The sequence below is a fragment of the Bacillus sp. ISL-55 genome, assembly GCF_018613155.1.
GTDB lineage: Bacteria > Bacillota > Bacilli > Bacillales > Cytobacillaceae > Mesobacillus.
Window position 1 is genome coordinate 217,247 of the sequence record NZ_JAGGQU010000001.1, and the last position, 17,795, is coordinate 235,041.

At 38.5% G+C, this 17,795-nt stretch carries 25 protein-coding genes and 2 pseudogenes; 18 read left to right on the plus strand and 9 right to left on the minus strand.

Annotated elements, in window-relative coordinates; all coding sequences use genetic code 11:
* Positions 1-39: 39 nt before the first annotated feature.
* Positions 40-879, minus strand: coding sequence for an STAS domain-containing protein (locus tag J7E32_RS01040; RefSeq protein WP_214902323.1), 840 nt, complete (start codon positions 877-879; stop codon positions 40-42).
* Positions 880-1,347: 468 nt separating this feature from the next.
* Between J7E32_RS01040 and J7E32_RS01045 the strand changes: the two genes are divergently transcribed.
* Positions 1,348-1,707, plus strand: a complete 360-nt coding sequence (locus tag J7E32_RS01045; protein WP_214902326.1) for a VOC family protein — start codon at positions 1,348-1,350, stop codon at positions 1,705-1,707.
* 138 nt (positions 1,708-1,845) lie between these two features.
* Here J7E32_RS01045 and J7E32_RS01050 read toward each other — a convergent pair whose 3' ends face one another.
* Both J7E32_RS01050 and J7E32_RS01055 read right to left on the minus strand, forming a co-directional pair.
* Entirely contained in the window at positions 1,846-3,300 is a 1,455-nt protein-coding gene (locus J7E32_RS01050) for a zf-HC2 domain-containing protein (RefSeq protein ID WP_214902329.1), read from the minus strand.
* Entirely contained in the window at positions 3,297-3,794 is a 498-nt protein-coding gene (locus J7E32_RS01055; protein WP_214902331.1) for an RNA polymerase sigma factor, read from the minus strand. Before J7E32_RS01055 ends, J7E32_RS01050 begins: the two co-directional genes overlap by 4 nt.
* A 178-nt stretch (positions 3,795-3,972) precedes the next feature.
* Between J7E32_RS01055 and J7E32_RS01060 the strand changes: the two genes are divergently transcribed.
* A complete protein-coding gene (locus J7E32_RS01060) occupies positions 3,973-4,422 on the plus strand; it encodes a GNAT family N-acetyltransferase (protein ID WP_214902334.1) in 450 nt (149 codons plus the stop codon).
* A gap of 269 nt (positions 4,423-4,691) precedes the next feature.
* Here J7E32_RS01060 and J7E32_RS01065 read toward each other — a convergent pair whose 3' ends face one another.
* Both J7E32_RS01065 and J7E32_RS01070 read right to left on the minus strand, forming a co-directional pair.
* Complete coding sequence (locus tag J7E32_RS01065) at positions 4,692-5,213, minus strand: undecaprenyl-diphosphatase (protein WP_214902336.1); 522 nt, start codon at positions 5,211-5,213, stop codon at positions 4,692-4,694.
* A gap of 250 nt (positions 5,214-5,463) precedes the next feature.
* The gene (locus tag J7E32_RS01070) at positions 5,464-5,772 is read right to left on the minus strand and encodes a DUF4257 domain-containing protein (RefSeq protein WP_214902338.1); all 309 of its coding nucleotides are present in this window, start codon (positions 5,770-5,772) and stop codon (positions 5,464-5,466) included.
* A gap of 431 nt (positions 5,773-6,203) precedes the next feature.
* On the opposite strand from J7E32_RS01070, the pseudogene J7E32_RS23280 reads away from it, so the two are divergent.
* The 12 genes and pseudogenes from J7E32_RS23280 (at position 6,204) to J7E32_RS01130 (ending at position 12,090) form a co-directional block, all read left to right on the plus strand.
* Positions 6,204-6,756 (plus strand): annotated as a pseudogene (locus tag J7E32_RS23280) (nucleoside/nucleotide kinase family protein).
* A gap of 6 nt (positions 6,757-6,762) precedes the next feature.
* The gene (locus J7E32_RS01080) at positions 6,763-7,368 is read left to right on the plus strand and encodes a DUF4253 domain-containing protein (RefSeq protein ID WP_214902340.1); all 606 of its coding nucleotides are present in this window, start codon (positions 6,763-6,765) and stop codon (positions 7,366-7,368) included.
* 1 nt (position 7,369) lies between these two features.
* Positions 7,370-7,705 (plus strand): hypothetical protein, encoded by a 336-nt coding sequence (locus tag J7E32_RS01085; RefSeq protein WP_214902342.1) that lies wholly within the window; start codon positions 7,370-7,372, stop codon positions 7,703-7,705.
* A gap of 12 nt (positions 7,706-7,717) precedes the next feature.
* Positions 7,718-7,855, plus strand: a pseudogene (locus tag J7E32_RS01090) (DUF2332 domain-containing protein); the annotation flags it as partial.
* A 5-nt stretch (positions 7,856-7,860) separates the two neighbouring features.
* Complete coding sequence (locus J7E32_RS01095; protein WP_214902346.1) at positions 7,861-8,463, plus strand: hypothetical protein; 603 nt, start codon at positions 7,861-7,863, stop codon at positions 8,461-8,463.
* 14 nt (positions 8,464-8,477) lie between these two features.
* Positions 8,478-8,906, plus strand: coding sequence for an ester cyclase (locus tag J7E32_RS01100; RefSeq protein ID WP_214902349.1), 429 nt, complete (start codon positions 8,478-8,480; stop codon positions 8,904-8,906).
* A 299-nt stretch (positions 8,907-9,205) separates the two neighbouring features.
* Positions 9,206-9,667, plus strand: a complete 462-nt coding sequence (locus J7E32_RS01105; RefSeq protein WP_214902352.1) for a GNAT family N-acetyltransferase — start codon at positions 9,206-9,208, stop codon at positions 9,665-9,667.
* 102 nt (positions 9,668-9,769) lie between these two features.
* On the plus strand, positions 9,770-10,372 hold the full coding sequence (locus J7E32_RS01110) for a hypothetical protein (RefSeq protein ID WP_214902355.1): 603 nt from the start codon (positions 9,770-9,772) through the stop codon (positions 10,370-10,372).
* A complete protein-coding gene (locus J7E32_RS01115) occupies positions 10,365-10,940 on the plus strand; it encodes a ribonuclease FAU-1 family protein (protein WP_214902358.1) in 576 nt (191 codons plus the stop codon). Before J7E32_RS01110 ends, J7E32_RS01115 begins: the two co-directional genes overlap by 8 nt.
* Before the next feature lie 2 nt (positions 10,941-10,942).
* Entirely contained in the window at positions 10,943-11,260 is a 318-nt protein-coding gene (locus J7E32_RS01120) for a hypothetical protein (protein ID WP_214902361.1), read from the plus strand.
* A gap of 13 nt (positions 11,261-11,273) precedes the next feature.
* Entirely contained in the window at positions 11,274-11,690 is a 417-nt protein-coding gene (locus J7E32_RS01125; RefSeq protein ID WP_214902364.1) for a hypothetical protein, read from the plus strand.
* Between the two features lie 10 nt (positions 11,691-11,700).
* Positions 11,701-12,090 (plus strand): hypothetical protein, encoded by a 390-nt coding sequence (locus tag J7E32_RS01130; RefSeq protein ID WP_214902366.1) that lies wholly within the window; start codon positions 11,701-11,703, stop codon positions 12,088-12,090.
* Positions 12,091-12,119: 29 nt separating this feature from the next.
* Here the strand turns inward: J7E32_RS01130 and J7E32_RS01135 are convergent, their stop codons facing one another.
* Positions 12,120-12,656 carry a GNAT family N-acetyltransferase gene (locus J7E32_RS01135; RefSeq protein WP_214902368.1) on the minus strand — a complete coding sequence of 179 codons (537 nt, stop codon included), beginning with the start codon at positions 12,654-12,656 and terminating at the stop codon, positions 12,120-12,122.
* Positions 12,643-13,176, minus strand: a complete 534-nt coding sequence (locus tag J7E32_RS01140; RefSeq protein ID WP_214902370.1) for a hypothetical protein — start codon at positions 13,174-13,176, stop codon at positions 12,643-12,645. Before J7E32_RS01140 ends, J7E32_RS01135 begins: the two co-directional genes overlap by 14 nt.
* Positions 13,177-13,344: 168 nt before the next feature.
* On the opposite strand from J7E32_RS01140, the gene J7E32_RS01145 reads away from it, so the two are divergent.
* The gene (locus tag J7E32_RS01145) at positions 13,345-15,273 is read left to right on the plus strand and encodes an ATP-dependent DNA helicase (RefSeq protein ID WP_214902372.1); all 1,929 of its coding nucleotides are present in this window, start codon (positions 13,345-13,347) and stop codon (positions 15,271-15,273) included.
* A 46-nt stretch (positions 15,274-15,319) separates the two neighbouring features.
* Here J7E32_RS01145 and J7E32_RS01150 read toward each other — a convergent pair whose 3' ends face one another.
* The gene (locus tag J7E32_RS01150; RefSeq protein WP_214902374.1) at positions 15,320-15,523 is read right to left on the minus strand and encodes a hypothetical protein; all 204 of its coding nucleotides are present in this window, start codon (positions 15,521-15,523) and stop codon (positions 15,320-15,322) included.
* Between the two features lie 162 nt (positions 15,524-15,685).
* Positions 15,686-16,309: a transcriptional repressor LexA gene (lexA, locus tag J7E32_RS01155; protein ID WP_102262342.1), complete on the minus strand. Its 624-nt coding sequence runs from the start codon at positions 16,307-16,309 to the stop codon at positions 15,686-15,688.
* Between the two features lie 154 nt (positions 16,310-16,463).
* Between lexA and yneA the strand changes: the two genes are divergently transcribed.
* The 3 genes from yneA to J7E32_RS01170 all read left to right on the plus strand — a co-directional run bounded on the left by yneA (position 16,464) and on the right by J7E32_RS01170 (position 17,760).
* Positions 16,464-16,778: a cell division suppressor protein YneA gene (gene yneA / locus J7E32_RS01160; protein WP_214902376.1), complete on the plus strand. Its 315-nt coding sequence runs from the start codon at positions 16,464-16,466 to the stop codon at positions 16,776-16,778.
* 25 nt (positions 16,779-16,803) lie between these two features.
* Positions 16,804-17,448, plus strand: a complete 645-nt coding sequence (locus J7E32_RS01165; protein WP_214902379.1) for a YneB family resolvase-like protein — start codon at positions 16,804-16,806, stop codon at positions 17,446-17,448.
* Between the two features lie 78 nt (positions 17,449-17,526).
* Positions 17,527-17,760 (plus strand): DUF896 domain-containing protein, encoded by a 234-nt coding sequence (locus J7E32_RS01170; RefSeq protein ID WP_214737807.1) that lies wholly within the window; start codon positions 17,527-17,529, stop codon positions 17,758-17,760.
* Positions 17,761-17,795: the final 35 nt, after the last annotated feature.

The window sequence follows — 17,795 nt, forward strand, 5'->3', positions numbered from 1 at the left end:
ACGAAAGCCCCTATGTAAGGAATAGGGGCTTTTGCTATATTATTTCGTAACTTCGTTATCCAGATAGGATCGCAGTGTTTGCTGTAATGTACCTTTGGTTTCTGCCTTTTGGTCAAAAGTGATACCTGTATGTATCATTTTTCTGACAAGCTCGGGACGCAATCCAGTAATGACAGCGTTTGAACCCATCATCGATACGCCGCTCAATACTTTTTGGAAATGGGAAATCACATTCATTTCCATGTCTGCGATCCCAGATAGATCCATAATTAATGTTTGGACTTTCAGTCTTGAAATATCCATCAAGACCTTCTCTTCGATAATCTGCATTCTGTAATCATCCATCATACCGATTAGAGGAAGTACAGCAACAGAAGTGCTGACTGGGATAATTGGGACGGATAAGTGTTCAACCAATTTTCTCTGTGAGTTAAGCAGTTCATCTTTGTACTTTGTATAAGTCAGGAAGAAGGTGTTCAGAAATTGATCTACTCGGTCATTGATCTTTTTTTCGAGTTGGAAGAATTCCTCGCGGTCAGAAAATCGGTTATACATTTGATCATATTTATTGAGGAAATGCCATAAAGTTCGGCGAATGGCCTGAATCCATTCCAGCTTGAAAGCAACCGTCAACGAATGTTCTGCCCAGGCAATCCCTTCTTGTTCAGCAAAAGCAACCAGATTCTCTTCTTGCTGCTCCACTATGTAGACAATTAAATTTTCAGCGTTCTTTAAAAGGTCGATATTCCCTTTTTGGAGAATCTCATTAATCTTCGAAGCTACATTCACCGCTTCTGATAACAAATGTTGTTCGAAAAGTTCCCTATTGGATTGAATGAAATCGGTCACTTCATCTCTTTGGTTAAAAGTTGATTCCATTTTTATGTACACTCCCCGGCTATATACTTAGATTTAGTTAACAACATCTAGATAGGTTTAAGTATCCTTAATTTAACTTTAGCAAACATTGAAAGTAAACTCAAATAATCCAATACCAGACAGACTGAATTTCAATTTTTTAAAGGATATATGCTCAAAAAACCGAAATAATTATTTATATCAGAATTTAAGGATCAATAATTCAGCATGCTTAAGGAGGAAAACAATGGGGTGGTTCATCATTGTGATTATTGCATACTTACCGATAATATACCGGATTCATCGACGACTTGATTTTCTGGAAAAAGAGGTTGAGCGATTGAGTGAAGAAAAGCAATAAAATGGGGGCAGAGAAGTAAGGAAGATTATAATATTATTATGTTAAGTTGTTTTTAGCTAATCCATGCTGCAAAGCTCATTATACAGTTAATTGGTTCAGCATAGGAAAAAGATATGGGGGAGCAAATTGTGTGGAAAAGAATCGAATGTCTTGCAATTTATACAAATGATATTGATAAGTCAGTGAAATTCTATCAATCAATGGGTTTAAACAATGCTTGGGAAACCTATCAGGATGAGGAAAAACTTTGGCGTCTTATTGGAATGAGATTTCCTGATGGCAATTCAGAGTTAGTATTAAAGAACAATCCGAATTTAAATTTTGCTGAAATCGAAATTGTCGTTGAAGATGTTAAGGATTCGTACGAAACATTAAAAACTAATACGGAAATAGAGTGGATACGCACTCCATTTCCAAACTCTTTAGGTGGACACGTAGCAGTAATGAAAGCCCCGGATGGCAATGTTTTTGTTTTAGTCGGGAACTAATTTAATAGACACTTATTCAAAGGGGTATTTATCTTTAATATGGATTGATAATAGAAGTTGCCTGGAGCTTTATGCTCCAGGCATTTTTTTTGCTAATTTACTTTCCTTTCCCAATTAATCGTAAGGTAGTATTTAACTTTAAAATGAATCTATATAAATTTTCTCTTCAAGTCTCGTTTTGGCAGAAGTAAATTTGTCTTTCTGGAAGTATTCTAAATCAGGTTTTATAAAGACAAGTTCAAATTGACCTGTTAAAGCAGAGTATATGATAACCGCTTTTTTATCATCAATATTGCCAGATGAGGCTGTTAAATCGACTGCATCCAAATCATCGAATGAAGGAACATGACGATTGTGATCAAAGCTTTCAAGCTTACCGTTCCTGGCATTTAAATTTAACAAAGTCTCAGTTTCTAAAGGGGTATACAATGTATAACCTTCTACTTTAGGCACAGCTTTGAAGCTATAAACCTTATATCTGGAATCATCCGCAAAAGAGTTGAAATTAAATCCCAAAGAAACGAGTTCAAGATTTAAAACTTTTCCATAAATTTTTTCTAAATATAACATGGCTTTTTTTTCTGCTTCTTTTTGGTCCATGATTGGCCCATCACTTAGTGGTCCAGTATCCCCATGGTAATTGGTTATTTGGCCGGTGACTGCATCAATTTCTCCTCCATTGCCATTTTCACCTATATCAAAACGGTAGACATACATGGCATTTAGTGGGCTTTCCTTTTTTAAGTCGATATCATCTTTATTAATCTCCAGAGCGGACGCGATCCTACTTTTTAACTCGGACTCTCTCAGCACTTTGATTTGTTCAGGCATTTTGTGAAAACGGGTATAGCTGTAGCTTAATAAATTTACATTCTCATAAAATTTATCCATCTTTTTTACATCCAGAATGTGGAGGTATGAGCTGTAGCCATGGTGAGTTTTCCCGTATTCCACACTAGTGATTTCCTCCTGTTTCTTAAAGTATTCTTTAAGTGCCTGGAATGCTGCTTCATCAGTTTCTGACCATCTACCCTGGTTATAGCGAGTTTTCATTACTTGGATCATGGAATTTAATCTTTGGGTATTCAGGCTGAGAAGAAAGGTTGTCGAGTCATAAAATTTGCTTTCAATAAAGTTCATATACTCTTCAATCTCCATAATTCCCTCGGATAACTGGTAAAAAGTTTGCTCAATATGCATAAGGTCGCTCTGTTCTTTATTTTTAATAGAATCAAACATTTGTGGTGAGTTTTCGATCGCAACATAATAATCGCTGACAGCCATGAACATTTTTTCCCGTTCATTTACATAGTCAGTTAAAATCATAGAAAAAATGATTGCTGCTAGCACGACAGAAATAAGCCGCAGACGAGTCAGTTTCATTCTAAGAATGATCTTTTCATCTAGTGATTGTGGTGCTGCAGGCTCTTCAATTTTATTTATTTGAAATGATTTCTCCCCTGTTTCGTAAAAAGACTTGCATTCCTCACATTCCTTCAGATGCTCATCAACTGAGGTTTTTACTGAAGGACTTAAATCGTTTTCTATATATAGCGGATATAAATCCTGTACAACATCATGCTCCAGCTTCATTCTCCATCCTCCATTTCTCTGTAGATTTCCCTGAATCTCTTACGTGCTCGGTATAATCCAACTTTCACCTGGCCGATTGATTCGTTTGTTATGACAGCAACTTCTTCATAGGTTAGGTCATTGACATCCCGTAAAATAATATACGTCCTGTAATTTTCGGGAAGCCTTAGTAATGTCAGTTCAATTACTTGCTGGTCCTCAGAACGTTTGTATAGATTTTGCTGTTCGGACCATTGCTGGTCGATCAAATCAGACTGGAACTCCATTTTATTCTGTTTCTTTTTGCTGTAATTGATATATGTGTTCCGTGCTATTTTAAGAAGCCAGGTTTTCAAAGAGGATTCACTACGAAAGCTGGATAGTGACTGGAAAGCCTTCAAAAATGTATCCTGGGTAAGATCTTCGGCAATATGTTGATTCAAAGTAGAGCGATACAAGTATAAGAAAATCGCATTCTTGTAGGTCTCATATAATTCAATTCTTGGGTCTGACATTTCATCCCCCTCTCTGGAAAACATAGACAGTTGAAACCAGGAAAAGTTACACGTGTATTTTAGAAAATTTTATAAAGAAGGGTAAGAATTCACGAGTTAATGGTAAAATCAGTTAAAATAATAACATGAATTACATCGGTTAAGATTTTTATTTTTGTAGATAAATAGGAGTGATTTTATGGTGTTGACGTTAAAACCGATTACAAAGGATAACTGGGAAGATGCAATTCAGTTAAAGGTTAAGGAACAGCAAAAGGATTTTATCGCGTCCAACCTGTACTCCATCGCAGAAGTCCAATTTCTTGAACAGTTCACTGCAAGTGGTATTTATGCAGGAGATCAAATGGTGGGTTTTGCGATGTACGGAATTGACCCTGACGACAATAATTATTGGATTTATCGTTTAATGATCGATGAGCTGCACCAGGGTAAAGGCTTTGGGACTGCGGCGGTAACATTAGTAATTGAAGAGATTAAGAGAATGAACACGACCGAAATCCCAACGATCATGATTGGCTATAATCAGGAGAATGAATGGGCAAGAGCTGCGTATAAGAAAGCCGGATTTATGGAGACAGAAATAGCACCCTGGGGAGAGCAGTTGGCTGCTTACAACCTTAAGGCTTAGGTTCACTGATATGACGGACAACAATCATTGAAAGCAATGGAAAAGTGTCCGTCATCGAGAGGTTTGACGGACAAAAATCCGAGGAAACATGGAGAAAGTGTCCGTCATCGAGGGTTTGACGGACAAAAAACCGAGGAAACTTGGAGAAAGTGTCCGTCATCAAGGCCATGACGGACAGAAATCAGAGGAAACACCGAAAAAGTGTCCGTCATCAAGGATATGACGGACAGGAATTAGAGGAACTCGAAGTAATTTGTCCGATATTAATGTTAGTTGGCTTCCGGCTTGTTCCCGAACTTGCTGAATGAAAAAATGCGTGTCACGAAACTGGTCAGTGATCCAAGAAGTGCGCTTCCGATGATATCGGATGGATAGTGGTGGCCAACCCATATGCGTGAAAATCCAGTTAGCGCTGACATCAACATCATGATTGTTCCTAATTTACGATGGAACATTAGTATAGTAGTCGAAGCAGCAAAGGCCAGGATTGTATGCTTGCTTGGGAAGGATGAATCCGTTTTAGACGGAATCAGAATTCCTACTCGTCTTTTTACGAAAGGGCGAGGTTTATTGTAAAACAATTTTATAAAGAATTGCACAACAAGACCTAGTAGTACTGAGCTTCCCGTTTCAAGTGCAATTCGATTGTTTCTCCGGTTTTTTAACAGCAGTACAAGGAGTATAAAAGCATAAACATAGCGGGATTGATTTGAAATGAAAATCATCAGGTTATCTACGGGTGAAATTCGTCCTGACAGCTTGTTAATTTGTTGGAAAAGTCTTAAGTCCATAATGTACTCCTAATCGTTTTAGTCTTACTTTTCCCGTTATCAGAAATTAAAATGTGAAAAAGAATGACTTGTATTTGGAAACTTATTTATTGATGGAGGGTAAGTTGGTTAGAGGGAGAAAGTATCAAAATTATTCGAGGATAAAAATTTTCCCAAGTTTATTTTTATCAAAAAAAAACAAGCACTCTGGAAGCTGCTTGACCAATGGCGCTAGCAAACTTCTTTCTCTTAGGCTGAGGTATTGATTTTTTCATTTGCCAATATCCTCCCCACCCGCGTTACCGCTTCCTATTCGAAATAATTCAAGTCCTCTTAGTAAGGCATCACCCCCGAAACCCGCCATGATGGACATCAAAAAAACTCTAAGAAGTGAATCAGCTTCTGAAGATACTACCAATAGTGCGGCTGCTAATGAAGCGGTGAGGATTTCTTCCAAGAAACCAAGGTAAATGAATTTCTTTGTTCTTCTCGGCATAATGATCTTGCCTCGTTTTCTCACATGAGCTGTCAGTCCAACAAATCCACCAATGACCATTGCGAAAATAACGTTTTCTAACAAATTGATCACTCTCCTAATTTTGTTGGTCTACCTTTGATAACTCTAGGTGTAATACTATTATACAAGTAGTAATGTTGGAAAAGCATGTGTAAATTTATCGAATTTTCAGTAAATTTAATTAGTAAAATTTATGTGTAACTTTTTGGTAAAAAACGTTAATTGGGCCCTTTGAAAAAAGTTACAGGGCTTTAGGCTTAAAGAAGGGATGCAAATGAGTGTATGCGAATAAGAGAAGAACAATTGGAAAGGAGCCCATCCCAATGCTCCCATCTGGTTAAAAGAAAGCATTGAAGAGGCAGAGAAAATAAATATCAAACTGCAGTACAAATAATCCCGCCTTTACTAGGTGGTTTTATTTTTGCCTAAAAAAGGAAATAGGTGTCAACTTAGCGAATAATGAGGTTACGATTATGGATGCCGTAGATTTATTAATGACAAAAATCGTGTCGGCGGTTCGTCAAAATAAACGCATTATTTTAGGTATAGATGGCCTGAGCAGGTTAAAAAATCCACAATTTGGTCTTTCACCTGGACGACCATATTGTAGAAAAGTCAAAAAGGTACAGTACCGGCAACGAGGAATGGCAGGAATATTATTTCTTGCAGTGGGATGTAGAGTGGTTAAAGAAATCCTTGCTGGATAATTTGATCCATCTAAATGAAATTGAACTCCCATTTTATGATAATAAATTGGATCAACATGTTTATCAAAAGTTGCAGCTGACCGGGAAAGATGTCTTTATTGTTGAAGGGGTTTTTCTTCAGAGAGAGGAATGGAGACCATATCTTGATTTTAACGTCTTTATAGACTGTCCAAGAGATATAAGGTTTGCGCGGGAAAGCTATCAAACCCAGCAGAAAATCGAAAAGTTCAGGAACAGGTACTGGAAAGCGGAGGACTACTACATGGAAAACCTCCGGCCAGTAGAAAAAGCTGATCTTGTCATTCCTTATTATGAACTGATTAACAAAAATTGCAGGTGATAGGAAATGAATTGGAAAAGGTTATTTAGCGTTGGCAGGAGTAAAGAAACCGAATTTAAAGTAGAACAAAGCGGAATCTCACAAGAGGCATTGGTAATAGTCAGAAGCAGTATAAATGGCAGAATTCATCCTTTTTACAAAGTAGATTTGTATACTGAAAAACAAGCTGATCTTGTGGGGATTTGTGTGGAAGTCAAACAGGAAGAAGCGGAGCAATTGGTTTTGAATCTTAAAGAGGAACTTAAGTCAATAGACTACCAGGCTTTTATATGTGATTCTAATCATGAAAAAATCGCCATCATACCTGGATCAGACCAGTTTGATATCCTTAGATTTCAGCAGACGAATGGGGATAACTACGATATTAGTAATGAAAGGGTTATTTCTAAACTCAAGGATTGGTATAGACGTTATCCATTTATCATCATTGGCTCAGATTACGATTGGATAGAAGCGAACTTTGAAGTCTTTCCTGAAGGGAAAGCCCTTAAAGCATTTGCAACAGAAATTTATAAATTCTGTCCTGATATCGTCGAACAGGGCTCAGGAAGCATCAATGGTTTAATTGAAGAAATGAGAGAAACAAGGAAGTTGATTTTATGGTGGGACTGAAATGAAAAATAAAGTGCTGCGACACAAATTATTAATAGTCTCTATTTTTATTGGCTGGATTGGGGTGACAATTACTCCTCTCTTTGATTCCGTCATTGTCACCTCGAATTATGATCTAACCAAACATAGACTTGGGCTGCCATTGCCAATAATTGAACAGCATACCTCATTGACACCGATGGAGGATGCCTATCCGTTTGAACTGGGATTCTTCAGTCCACAAGAGCATCCCACAACATTAATAGCAGGAAACTATTTGATTCTTGTGGTGACAGCAGTGTTTGGTGTTTATTTGATACTATTTGGTATTGTGTCTTTATATAAAAGGATAAAGTGATGCTTGTTGTCTATATACAATAATATTTACGATGCAAAGCTTCACTTCGATTATTATCTCAATGGACAAGAAAACTTGAACACAATCGGGGAAACCGAAGGCCATGGCCGTTGGTTCAAACTGAATTTGCAGAATGTTGACATAGGGTGATTTATATGGATAAAGGTTCTTTAATTATTTCCTTCATAGGTATGGCCGTAATCATTTTATATTCAATTTTTTATTTGTTTATCAGTAAAAAGACAGTTGGATTGGAGCAAGAAGTAAAAGAGGAGATAGAAGCCCGTTCAATCGCCAACGTTATTCGCTATTTGATCTTCCTTGCTTTCAATTCATTCCTTGCAAATATGTTTTTCGACATTGGCTGGCTGTTATGGATTAGTTTTTTTTCAGCAGTTGCATTATGGATTTTGCTGGTTAAGCATAAGTTTAATATTTCATATCTAATAAGTGTCATTCTTATTCTTTTAATTTACTTAGGAGCTAGTGTTCCGAAGCATCAACAATCGTTTCTAAATCATATCAGTGATCATACAGAATACAAATGTTTTAGCATTGAATGTGTGAAAGTGTCTCAGGTGGTTATAGAGGATAAGTTGAAGACTGAGATCGAAACTTATTCGATCCAGGGCTACTCGTTTGATTGGTATTTGCTGTTTGCCAAAGGAGCATTATTGATAAAAGATGAACAAGGTAATATGGAGGAATTCAGAGGTGTTAACATTGGTGGCCTGTGGCTGCTGGAAAAACAACTGTGATCAGGAGTGGGAGTATGATTAGCGATGATAAGAGATTACTAGCTGAAAGATGGTTCGGTGAATATTTTACAGAGGGTAAACTCGAAGTGATTGAAGAACTGACTACTGAGGACTTTATTTACCATTCGAGAAATGGTGAAAACTCACGGAGTTCGATGGTGGATTTCATGAAATGGTACCGCTCCGTTTTTCATGACGATATTTGGGTGCTGGATGATTTGATAGAACAGGGCAATAAGCTGGTGGTGCGTTATACCGGATGGATGACATACAAAGGCGGCTGGTTCGATATCCCGTCAGAAAATCAGCGTGTAAAAGAAACGGGCATCATGATTTTTACATTTGAAGGCAGCAAAGTGAAGGAAATGTGGTGTGAGAATAGCGATGCTGGCATTTTATATGATTTAGGTGCATTGAAGAAAAACACTCATGAAGTTTTTTAAGAGGGATGAAATATGGCAGGGGCAATATTTTGGCTATTGATTGTGGCTTCAGGCTTCCTTTTTATAGGGGGATTGGTAAATAAATCCTCGAAGCTTCTACTGATGAGCGGAGTGGCCGTTACCCTACCATCCCTTTATTTTCTGGGTGCGGAAAATGGATTTAGGCTGTTAGCTCTCGTTCCATTACTACCCTTTGGATTGAGTTATTTTTATGCGGAAAAGAGAAATGAAAGCAGATAAGTAGGCAGCAAAACTTCACCTAAAAGCAGCGAACATAATTTATACCAGCGGAGGGGAATATGAAAATCCGATTAGCCAACCAAGGGGATATTGATCAATTAATAAAAATGAGATGGGACTTTACACTCGAGGATTATCCCGAAATGGGGGAGGGAGTGGAGTATAGCTCGTTTGAAAAAGAATGCAGAGAGTTTCTTGAATCTGCGCTGGAAAGTGGGCAATGGTTTGTCTGGATTGCCGAGAATAACGGGGAAATCATTTCCCATATTTACATTGAATTGATCCATAAGGTGCCACGTCCAGGCAGGATTACCAATCCGTTTGCTTATATGACCAATGTATATACTGTTCCCGAATTTAGGGGAAAAGGGATTGGGAGCAGGTTGCTGTCACGTGTCAATGAATGGGCAGAAGAAAAGAAGTTCGAGTTCATCATCGTGTGGCCCAGCGATACGAGCATCGAGTTTTATGGAAGAAATGGCTACACACAATGTAGAGAGCCAATGGAAAAGCATTCTTAATGTTGATTGTTCAATGAATTTATCCAGAGTAAATTTTTGGAATATTTGAAACCTTCTTCCTTGATAAACGTATTAACAATTATCTAGGGAGAAGGAGGATAAATGATGGCGCGTTTAAGTTTCAGTACAGAGAATTCATCTAATATAATCCTTGTGACAGCAATTATTTTGATCATAAGCAGTTTGTTCATGCCTCTAGTTTTTGTTTATATTATTCAGGATTATCTTTACCTGTCAGCTGATAAATGGTTTTATGATACCCCATCATCTGCATATGTAATTTTCATGATTGGCATGCAGTGGATAGCGGTAACTCTATTTCTGTATTTATTTTTCACGTGGAAGTTCGAATGGAAAGGCATCAAGTGGATTACACTCCTCATTATGCTAGGATGCGTACCATTCTTCATGTTCGGCGTGTCAAACTATTATTACCTTGATGACCAGGGAATGCATTTTAATGATTATAATACGTTCAACACCATTAACTCCTATCATTGGGAGGATATTAAAGAAGCAAAAGAAATTTTCGTGAAAAGTAATGGAGTAACCATAGTGGACCATTTAAATCTTGTCACAAAAGCTGGAGAAGTGATTGAACTGCCTTACAACAGCAAGGTGCAGAACAACAGATTTAAAATCATGGAGAAACTGCAAGAAAACAATATTCCCCTAACTAATAATATGGGAGATTTATATGAATGATAATAAGTTAAAAAGAAAATATGGTGACCGGGCTGATTGGGCTCGTGTCGTTAAAAGGGAATTCATTCAGGATTTCTTCGATGAAGATGGTTTTAAGGGTCACGTTACCATGTTAAAGGTGATTAAAATAACTGAACCTTTATATGCCCAATATGGGGATAAGAAGGTCTGCGTAGTAGACGAAGGGTATACCTGGCTACAGCATTTCCCTGAGGGGACACGTTATTCAGTCACTACTATGTTTAATGCGGCAGGGGAGATTGCCCAATGGTATATCGATATTTGTTATCGAAATGGCATGGATAACGGCCGCCCGTGGATGGACGATCTCTTTTTGGACATCATAATCCTTCCTACAGGAGAAGTCTTTCATAAAGATGCCGATGAGCTAAAGTCAGCTTTATCATCTGGTGTTATTGATGAAGAACTATATCATATCGCTATCTCTGAGGCCGATGTTATAACAAAGCAGGTCGAAGTAAATGAATTTGATTTACTGCATTTAACGAAGGTACATAAAAAGGATTTGGAATGGAAGCTGAATTGTCGACGGATTCGAGGTGTGTAAAAGTGTTTGTGAAGATATATAGTTACCATGTAAAGTCAGGCAAAGAACAGGAATACCTGAATATCCAGGAAGAAGCAGATCAGGTTTATTCTAGATTCCCAGACCAAAAGACAATTCATCTCCAAAGTATGGCAGACAAAACGAAATGGCTTGAGATACACACTTATAAAAATGAAGATATTTATCAAGAAACCATTCAAACCATAGACCAACAGTCTGAAATTCAGGTATTGTACAAGCGGTTTCTTGATGTGATCACCTCGGTTGAAGAAATGTCAGAAGAAGACTATCAACTGATTGAATTTTTAGGCGATAAATAGGACGGGGATTGAGATGAAAAAACTTAGTATAGGGCTACTTGTGATTTTTCTATGCATTGCAGGGTGTAGTGCCAGTGTTGAACCGGAGCTGACTAGGATAGATGTGCAAAAGATATCTGAAGAAGGCCTAAATGATGGTGAAGAAAAGATCATAGCCTCAAATGAAACGCTAAAGAAGATTCAGCAGGCATTCGATAAAGTTAAGTGGTCACCTAACACGAAAGTGGAAATGGCAAGGAAAGAAGATGTGTTTGCCACTTTCTTTATCCAAGAAGAAAAGAATATGCCCGAAAGTTTATATCATTATCGTATATGGTTTAAAGGAGAAACGGCTACGATTATCAGTGAGAAGGAAAATGAGGGTTACGGAAGGTTAACAGACAAAGAGCAGGTCGAGGTTCTTGAATCTGTACTGTTGGCTGGGGAGTAGGAGATTGATAATGGAAAACAAAAAAGAGAAGTGGATTACAATCATACTATATTTAGTATTTCTTATAGGTCTGCTTGTTACGATGTCCATTGTATTAACAGATATCGACACTCCGAACTCCATAAGATTTGTAATTGGGTTTGTTATATTCTTGCTTTTATTTGGGCTTTTTCAAATGATCCTTATCGCTATAAATGTTAAGAAGCTGCCTGGGTTTGATATTAAAAAACGGATATTTAGATTCGCAGGGACTTTTGTATTCCTAATGGCAGTATCTTATATTTCAAATTATTTATTTTGGCCAGAGCGGCTTGATAACCTGGACTTTGGTGCTCCTTTGGGATTGGCTCTTGGCATAACCTTTTATGATCTATTGTTTACAAAAGGTGAGGAGAGGTAGAGTCACGCTGTTTCTCCTCACCAATAAAACTAACTTACAGCATTAAATGCAGGCGGATACTCAATTTTCCCCTGTAATCCACTTAATGAGCCTTTCTTTAGCTCAAGTGCCATGAATACTTCGTCTGGCACAGGAAAAGGAGAATCTATCCCAAACTGGCTTGCTCGCGAAAAGCCAAAGCGAGGGTAAAAGTTTGGGTGCCCAAGAACGAAAACGTGTTTATACTCTAAAGCTTTGCACACTCTTAATCCTTCAGTAACGAGTGCAGAGCCAATACCGCTATTTTGATAATCAGGTTTCACGGCCATTGGGGCAAGACCTAAAGTATGTACAGTCCCTTGCTCGGTAACAAGGTTGATGATACTGAAAAGGATATGTCCGATGACTTCTCCGTCATCCTTTACAGCGACTAGGCTCAATTCAGGGACAAATTGTTCTGATTCCCGTATTAGTTCAACCAAGCGGGCTTCGTTTTCTCCCTTGTCAAAAGCCATTACATTTGTCTCTCTTATCCCTGAATAATCATCAGGATGTTCCTGGCGGATGTTGTAATCATTTCTTTTCATATTTCTTGTACTCCCTCCATATCAGGTTTGAAGTTTTAGATTCCGAGTCAGTAAATTCTTTATAATATTGTTTTTCATTTTCGCCCGATATTGAGTCTGCTTTATTTAACAATGTAATAAGAAAGTCTATTTTAAGATTTATTTCCTCTTGGGTCTGTGCGTAATCCGAATCTTTCTTTACAGAAACTGCTAATTGATAATAATCATCTGCAAGTGAATTGAGAATGTCTCCGATGACTGAGATTTTTCCGTTCATCATATAATATTGTCTGCTTAGTCGAGTTATTTCTCCAATGTGAGAGGCTAATGTGATTTCCCCTTCCTCTTCTTTCAAAATCTTGATCCAGATGTTTGGATCACCATCATGTTCCAATATAAATAGGGAGTCCCTCACTGTCTGTTGGAAGTTGGATCCTAGTTGACTCTCAAATTCTGTGATTCTGTTGTACTGGTAAATATTAATGAAAAACAATAGAGCAATGAGAGCAATCATTATATAAGTGATTTTTTTAGATTTCATATAGACTCCCCTTATGCAGATTTAGGATTATTTTAACAGTTTATTCCTAATAATGGAATTAGAGTTTTTACCTATATTTTATATTTCATTTCTTTCACTAAATGACTGATTATCTGTTATGATAAAAGCTGGCTTTTTTGCCGGAATCAATAGTCGAGGAGAACCTGAATGACAAATAAACTTCCATTTACAATAAGTAAAAACGATACATTCTTTGATTTATTAGGCGATTACATTGGTGATGTCTTTTACGATATTCTGCCAGAAAAGGGATATGAACTCCGTGATGAGCAGATTTATATGGCCTTCCAGGTGGAGCAGGCCTTTAAGAATAAAGGAATTGTTTTCGCCGAAGCTGGCGTGGGCACCGGTAAAACATTCGTCTACCTCATTTATGCCATTCTATACGCAAGATACATGGGCAAGCCGGCGATTGTTTCCTGCTCTGATGAAACACTGATCGAGCAGCTCGTAAAAGAGGGCGGAGATATCGAAAAACTAGAAAAGGCGTTAGGGTTGAAGGTCGATGTCCGATTGGCTAAAGCAAGAGAGCAGTACGTGTGCGTGAAAAAGCTTGATGACCTTTCAAACACATCGAATGAAAAAGAAATCCTTGACGTCCATGATCAGTTGCCAGATTTCATCTTTGATGAAGGGATTTCAATGAATTCATTCACTCGTTATGGTGACCGAAAGGAATATCCATGGGTCACAAATGAAAATTGGGCTTCGATGGCCTGGGATCCACTTCAGCAATGCTCAACATGCAGCTGGCGCCACCGTTGCGGCCAAACTTTGAACCGTGATTACTATCGTCATGCAGGCGATTTAATTATTTGTTCACATGACTTTTACATGGAGCATGTCTGGACGAAAGATTCCCGCAAACGGGAAGGGCAGATGCCATTGCTTCCAGAAGCAAGTACAGTGATTTTTGATGAGGGGCACTTGCTTGAGTTCGCAGCGCAAAAGGGGCTAACATACAGGTTCAACTCACAAACTTTGACAACTGTACTGACGGGATATATGCACCAGGATGTCCGTGAGGAGTCTCTTTACTTAATTGAGGATATTATAGAGCTTCATGATGCATGGTTTGACCTTTTAGTGGAAAATTCTTCTTCAATAGAAGGGTCTAATCGAAAAGAAGTACCAATGCTGCCGAGTATCAGGAGAAATGCAGAAACACTCGAGAAAAAGGTTTCCGATTTAATGGACCAGCTAGTATTTGACTCGGAAATGTTCCTGATTGACGAATACCATTTAAAAATCATGGAAGAATACCTCGAGTTTTTTGCATATGGTCTTTCAATTTTCTTAAAGAACGACGAAGGGATTTTCTGGCTAGAAGAGAATGAAGTGCAAACATCTCTAGTCATCATGCCTCGACTCGTTGAGGATATATTGAAAAAAGAAGTATTTGCACAAAACATCCCGTTTGTATTTTCTTCAGCAACCTTGTCTCAAGCTGGAGAATTCAGCTATATAGCGAAAAGCCTGGGAATCGAAAAATACTCCTCCTTTACTGTAGCGTCACCATTTGATTATGAAGAACAAATGGAATTGGTGGCACACATTGAGGATGATGAAATGAAGAAATGGAACAAAATAGGGGACGACCTTATAAGCAGCAATGGCAGCTCGCTTGTTTTGTTCTCTTCCATGCAGGAAATGGAACGATTCCGAATGTGGTCTGAAAAACAAGAATGGAATTTCCCTATCCTGTTTGAAGGAGACCGTGAAATCAGTGAAACCGTAAAGGGATTCCAGAATGATATCGAGGCAGTTTTATGTTCTTTCAGTTTATGGGAAGGACTGGACGTACCAGGAGAGTCATTGAATCAAGTCATCATTGCATCATTGCCATTCCCGCCTCATGACCCAGTCTTCCAGGCGAAAAGAAAGCATGCAGATAATCCAGCTGCTGAGGTAGATATACCATATATGCTCCTGCGCCTTAGACAGGGGATGGGCCGATTGATCAGAACCAATCAAGATAGCGGAACCGTACATGTGTGGCTTACTCAAAGTCAAAAAGCTGCGTACTATGAAGAGTTAAAAGGTGTACTGCCTGTTCAAAATATTCAATGGAAATAGAAAGATCCCGAAAGGACTAATCCTTTCGGGATTTTTCTGTTAGGTGTTAGTTTCTGCAGCCACATTTCTTGCGGCGGCGGTCACGATCGTCATCCCGATCATCCCGAGCACCGGCTACTAAATCCTCGATCAAACAACGGCGCACAGCACGGCAAAGGTCATCAAAATCAACAGTTGCCCTGACTCTGTCTCTGTCACGGTTAGGGTAAAATACGCCTGCTACATCATTGTCATTACGATTGTATCCCATTAGAAACTCAACTCCTTTCCATCATGAAAGATACTTACACAATATCTTATGTGGAAAGGGACAAGGTGTTAGGGTTCATGCCTATGTATTCATAAATGTGCTAGTCTCATATGATAAAAGTTCAATAGAAAGAAAAAAAGCAAGCGAAGCCCGCTTGCTTTTTTAATGCATATGCCGGTATACACCGATGACTTTACCAAGTATGGATACGTTTCGTAGGATGATTGGATCCATCGTAGGGTTTTCCGGCTGGAGCCTGAAATAATCCTTTTCTTTGAAGAAACGCTTAACTGTTGCTTCATCATCCTCTGTCATTGCTACAACAATATCTCCGTTATTAGCAGTTTTTTGCTGCTTAACAATAACATAGTCACCGTCGAGGATGCCTGCTTCAATCATACTGTCACCCATGATTTCCAGCATGAAAACCTGCTCATCATGTGGAACAAGTCGATCAGGAAGAGGGAAGTACTCTTCTACATTTTCTATGGCCGTGATCGGCATACCAGCTGTTACTTTACCGACAACAGGTACGTTCACCACATTATATTTAGGAATGCGGCTATCTTCTTCTATTTCCAGAATTTCAATTGCACGCGGCTTGGTAGGATCACGTCGGATCAAGCCTTTGCTTTCAAGTCTTGCAAGGTGTCCATGGACAGTAGAGCTTGATGCAAGCCCAACCGCTTCACCGATTTCGCGTACGGATGGCGGATACCCTTTTTTCTTGACTTCGCCTTTTATGAATTCAAATATATCTTGTTGCCGCTTAGATAACTTTGTCATATTCACGCACCTCGTATATTTTCTTGTCCTAATTATACCATGTCTATTTAATAGATACAAACATAAGTTCGAATTTTTGAGTTGACACAAAACAAGTGTTCGCTTTATAATAAAATCAACTAATCGAACATACATTCGTTAAGGGGTGCCGTAAATGAAAAAACTATGGGAAAACTATTCATATGCCTTGATCCTGCTTGCAGTCAGCTTAATCTTTACATTGGTAGCAAAAGCGCAATTAAATAACGAAGATGCATACATAACTGTTACTATAGAAGAAGGACAATCACTGTGGGAAATTGCAGAGGAGTTTGCCAGCGAACATAATTTTACCGAAAATGAATTCGTTAGCTGGGTAGAAAAAGAAAACGGAATTATCGGGGAAATGGTCTTTCCGGGAGATGAACTGGTGATCCCTGTTGTGGCTGAACAGATGGAGCCTACCCAGATTGCCGGAGCAGAAAGATAGATTGGACTAGAAATAAGGTGACAACATGAAAGCGATCATTTATTGCCGCGTAAGTACAACGAAGGAAACGCAGGAGACTTCGCTGGTCAGGCAGGAAGAAGAGTTGCTGCGTCTGGCAAGCAATTATGGTTTTGAAGTAGCGAGTATAATTAAAGAAAAAGCTAGTGGTTATGATCTTGAAAGGGAAGGAATCCTTGAACTGCTGGAATTGATCAAGGACAAGAAAATAGGGGCATTGCTCATCCAGGATGAAACAAGACTTGGAAGAGGAAATGCCAAGGTTGCGATTCTTCATTGTATCTTAAAAGAAAATGTGAAATTATATAGTGTCTCCCATAGTGGAGAACTTCAGCTTTCTGAATCAGATTCCATGGTGCTGCAGATTGTCAGTATGGTTGAAGAGTATCAGAGGAAAATCCATAATATTAAGATTAAGCGGGGCATGAAACGAGCGATTGAGCATGGATACAAGCCACAGCGCAATCTGAAAAAACAAGGTGTGCATACCGGCCGTGACCGGAAAGAGATGCCGGTTGAGGAAATCGTCAAGCTGCGGAATAATGGATTGACGTTTGCTGAAATCGCCGCCACATTAAGAGGATTTGGTTACAATGTATCTAAGGCTACAGTGAACCGGAGATATCTTGAGTACATAGAGACAAAAGAATAACGAAGCTCTATTCTTGTAAAATCGCAAGAAATTTAGTAAGATGTCATTTGACGTAATTTTTTACAAAGGAGCTTTACAATGCTATCAAGTGATAAAATTGCTAGAATCAATGAACTGGCAAGGAAAGCAAAATCATCTAAGTTGACGGAAGAAGAAGCGAAGGAACAGACGAAGCTTCGTGCAGAATATCTCCAGTCTTTCCGGTCTTCTATGCTCAATACACTTAAAGGTGTTACCATTGTGGATCCAGAAGGCAATGACGTTACGCCTGATAAGCTCAAGGAAGAAAAAGCGAAGAATAAGCTTCATTAAATATATACTAATTTGGAATACATGCGACATGTATT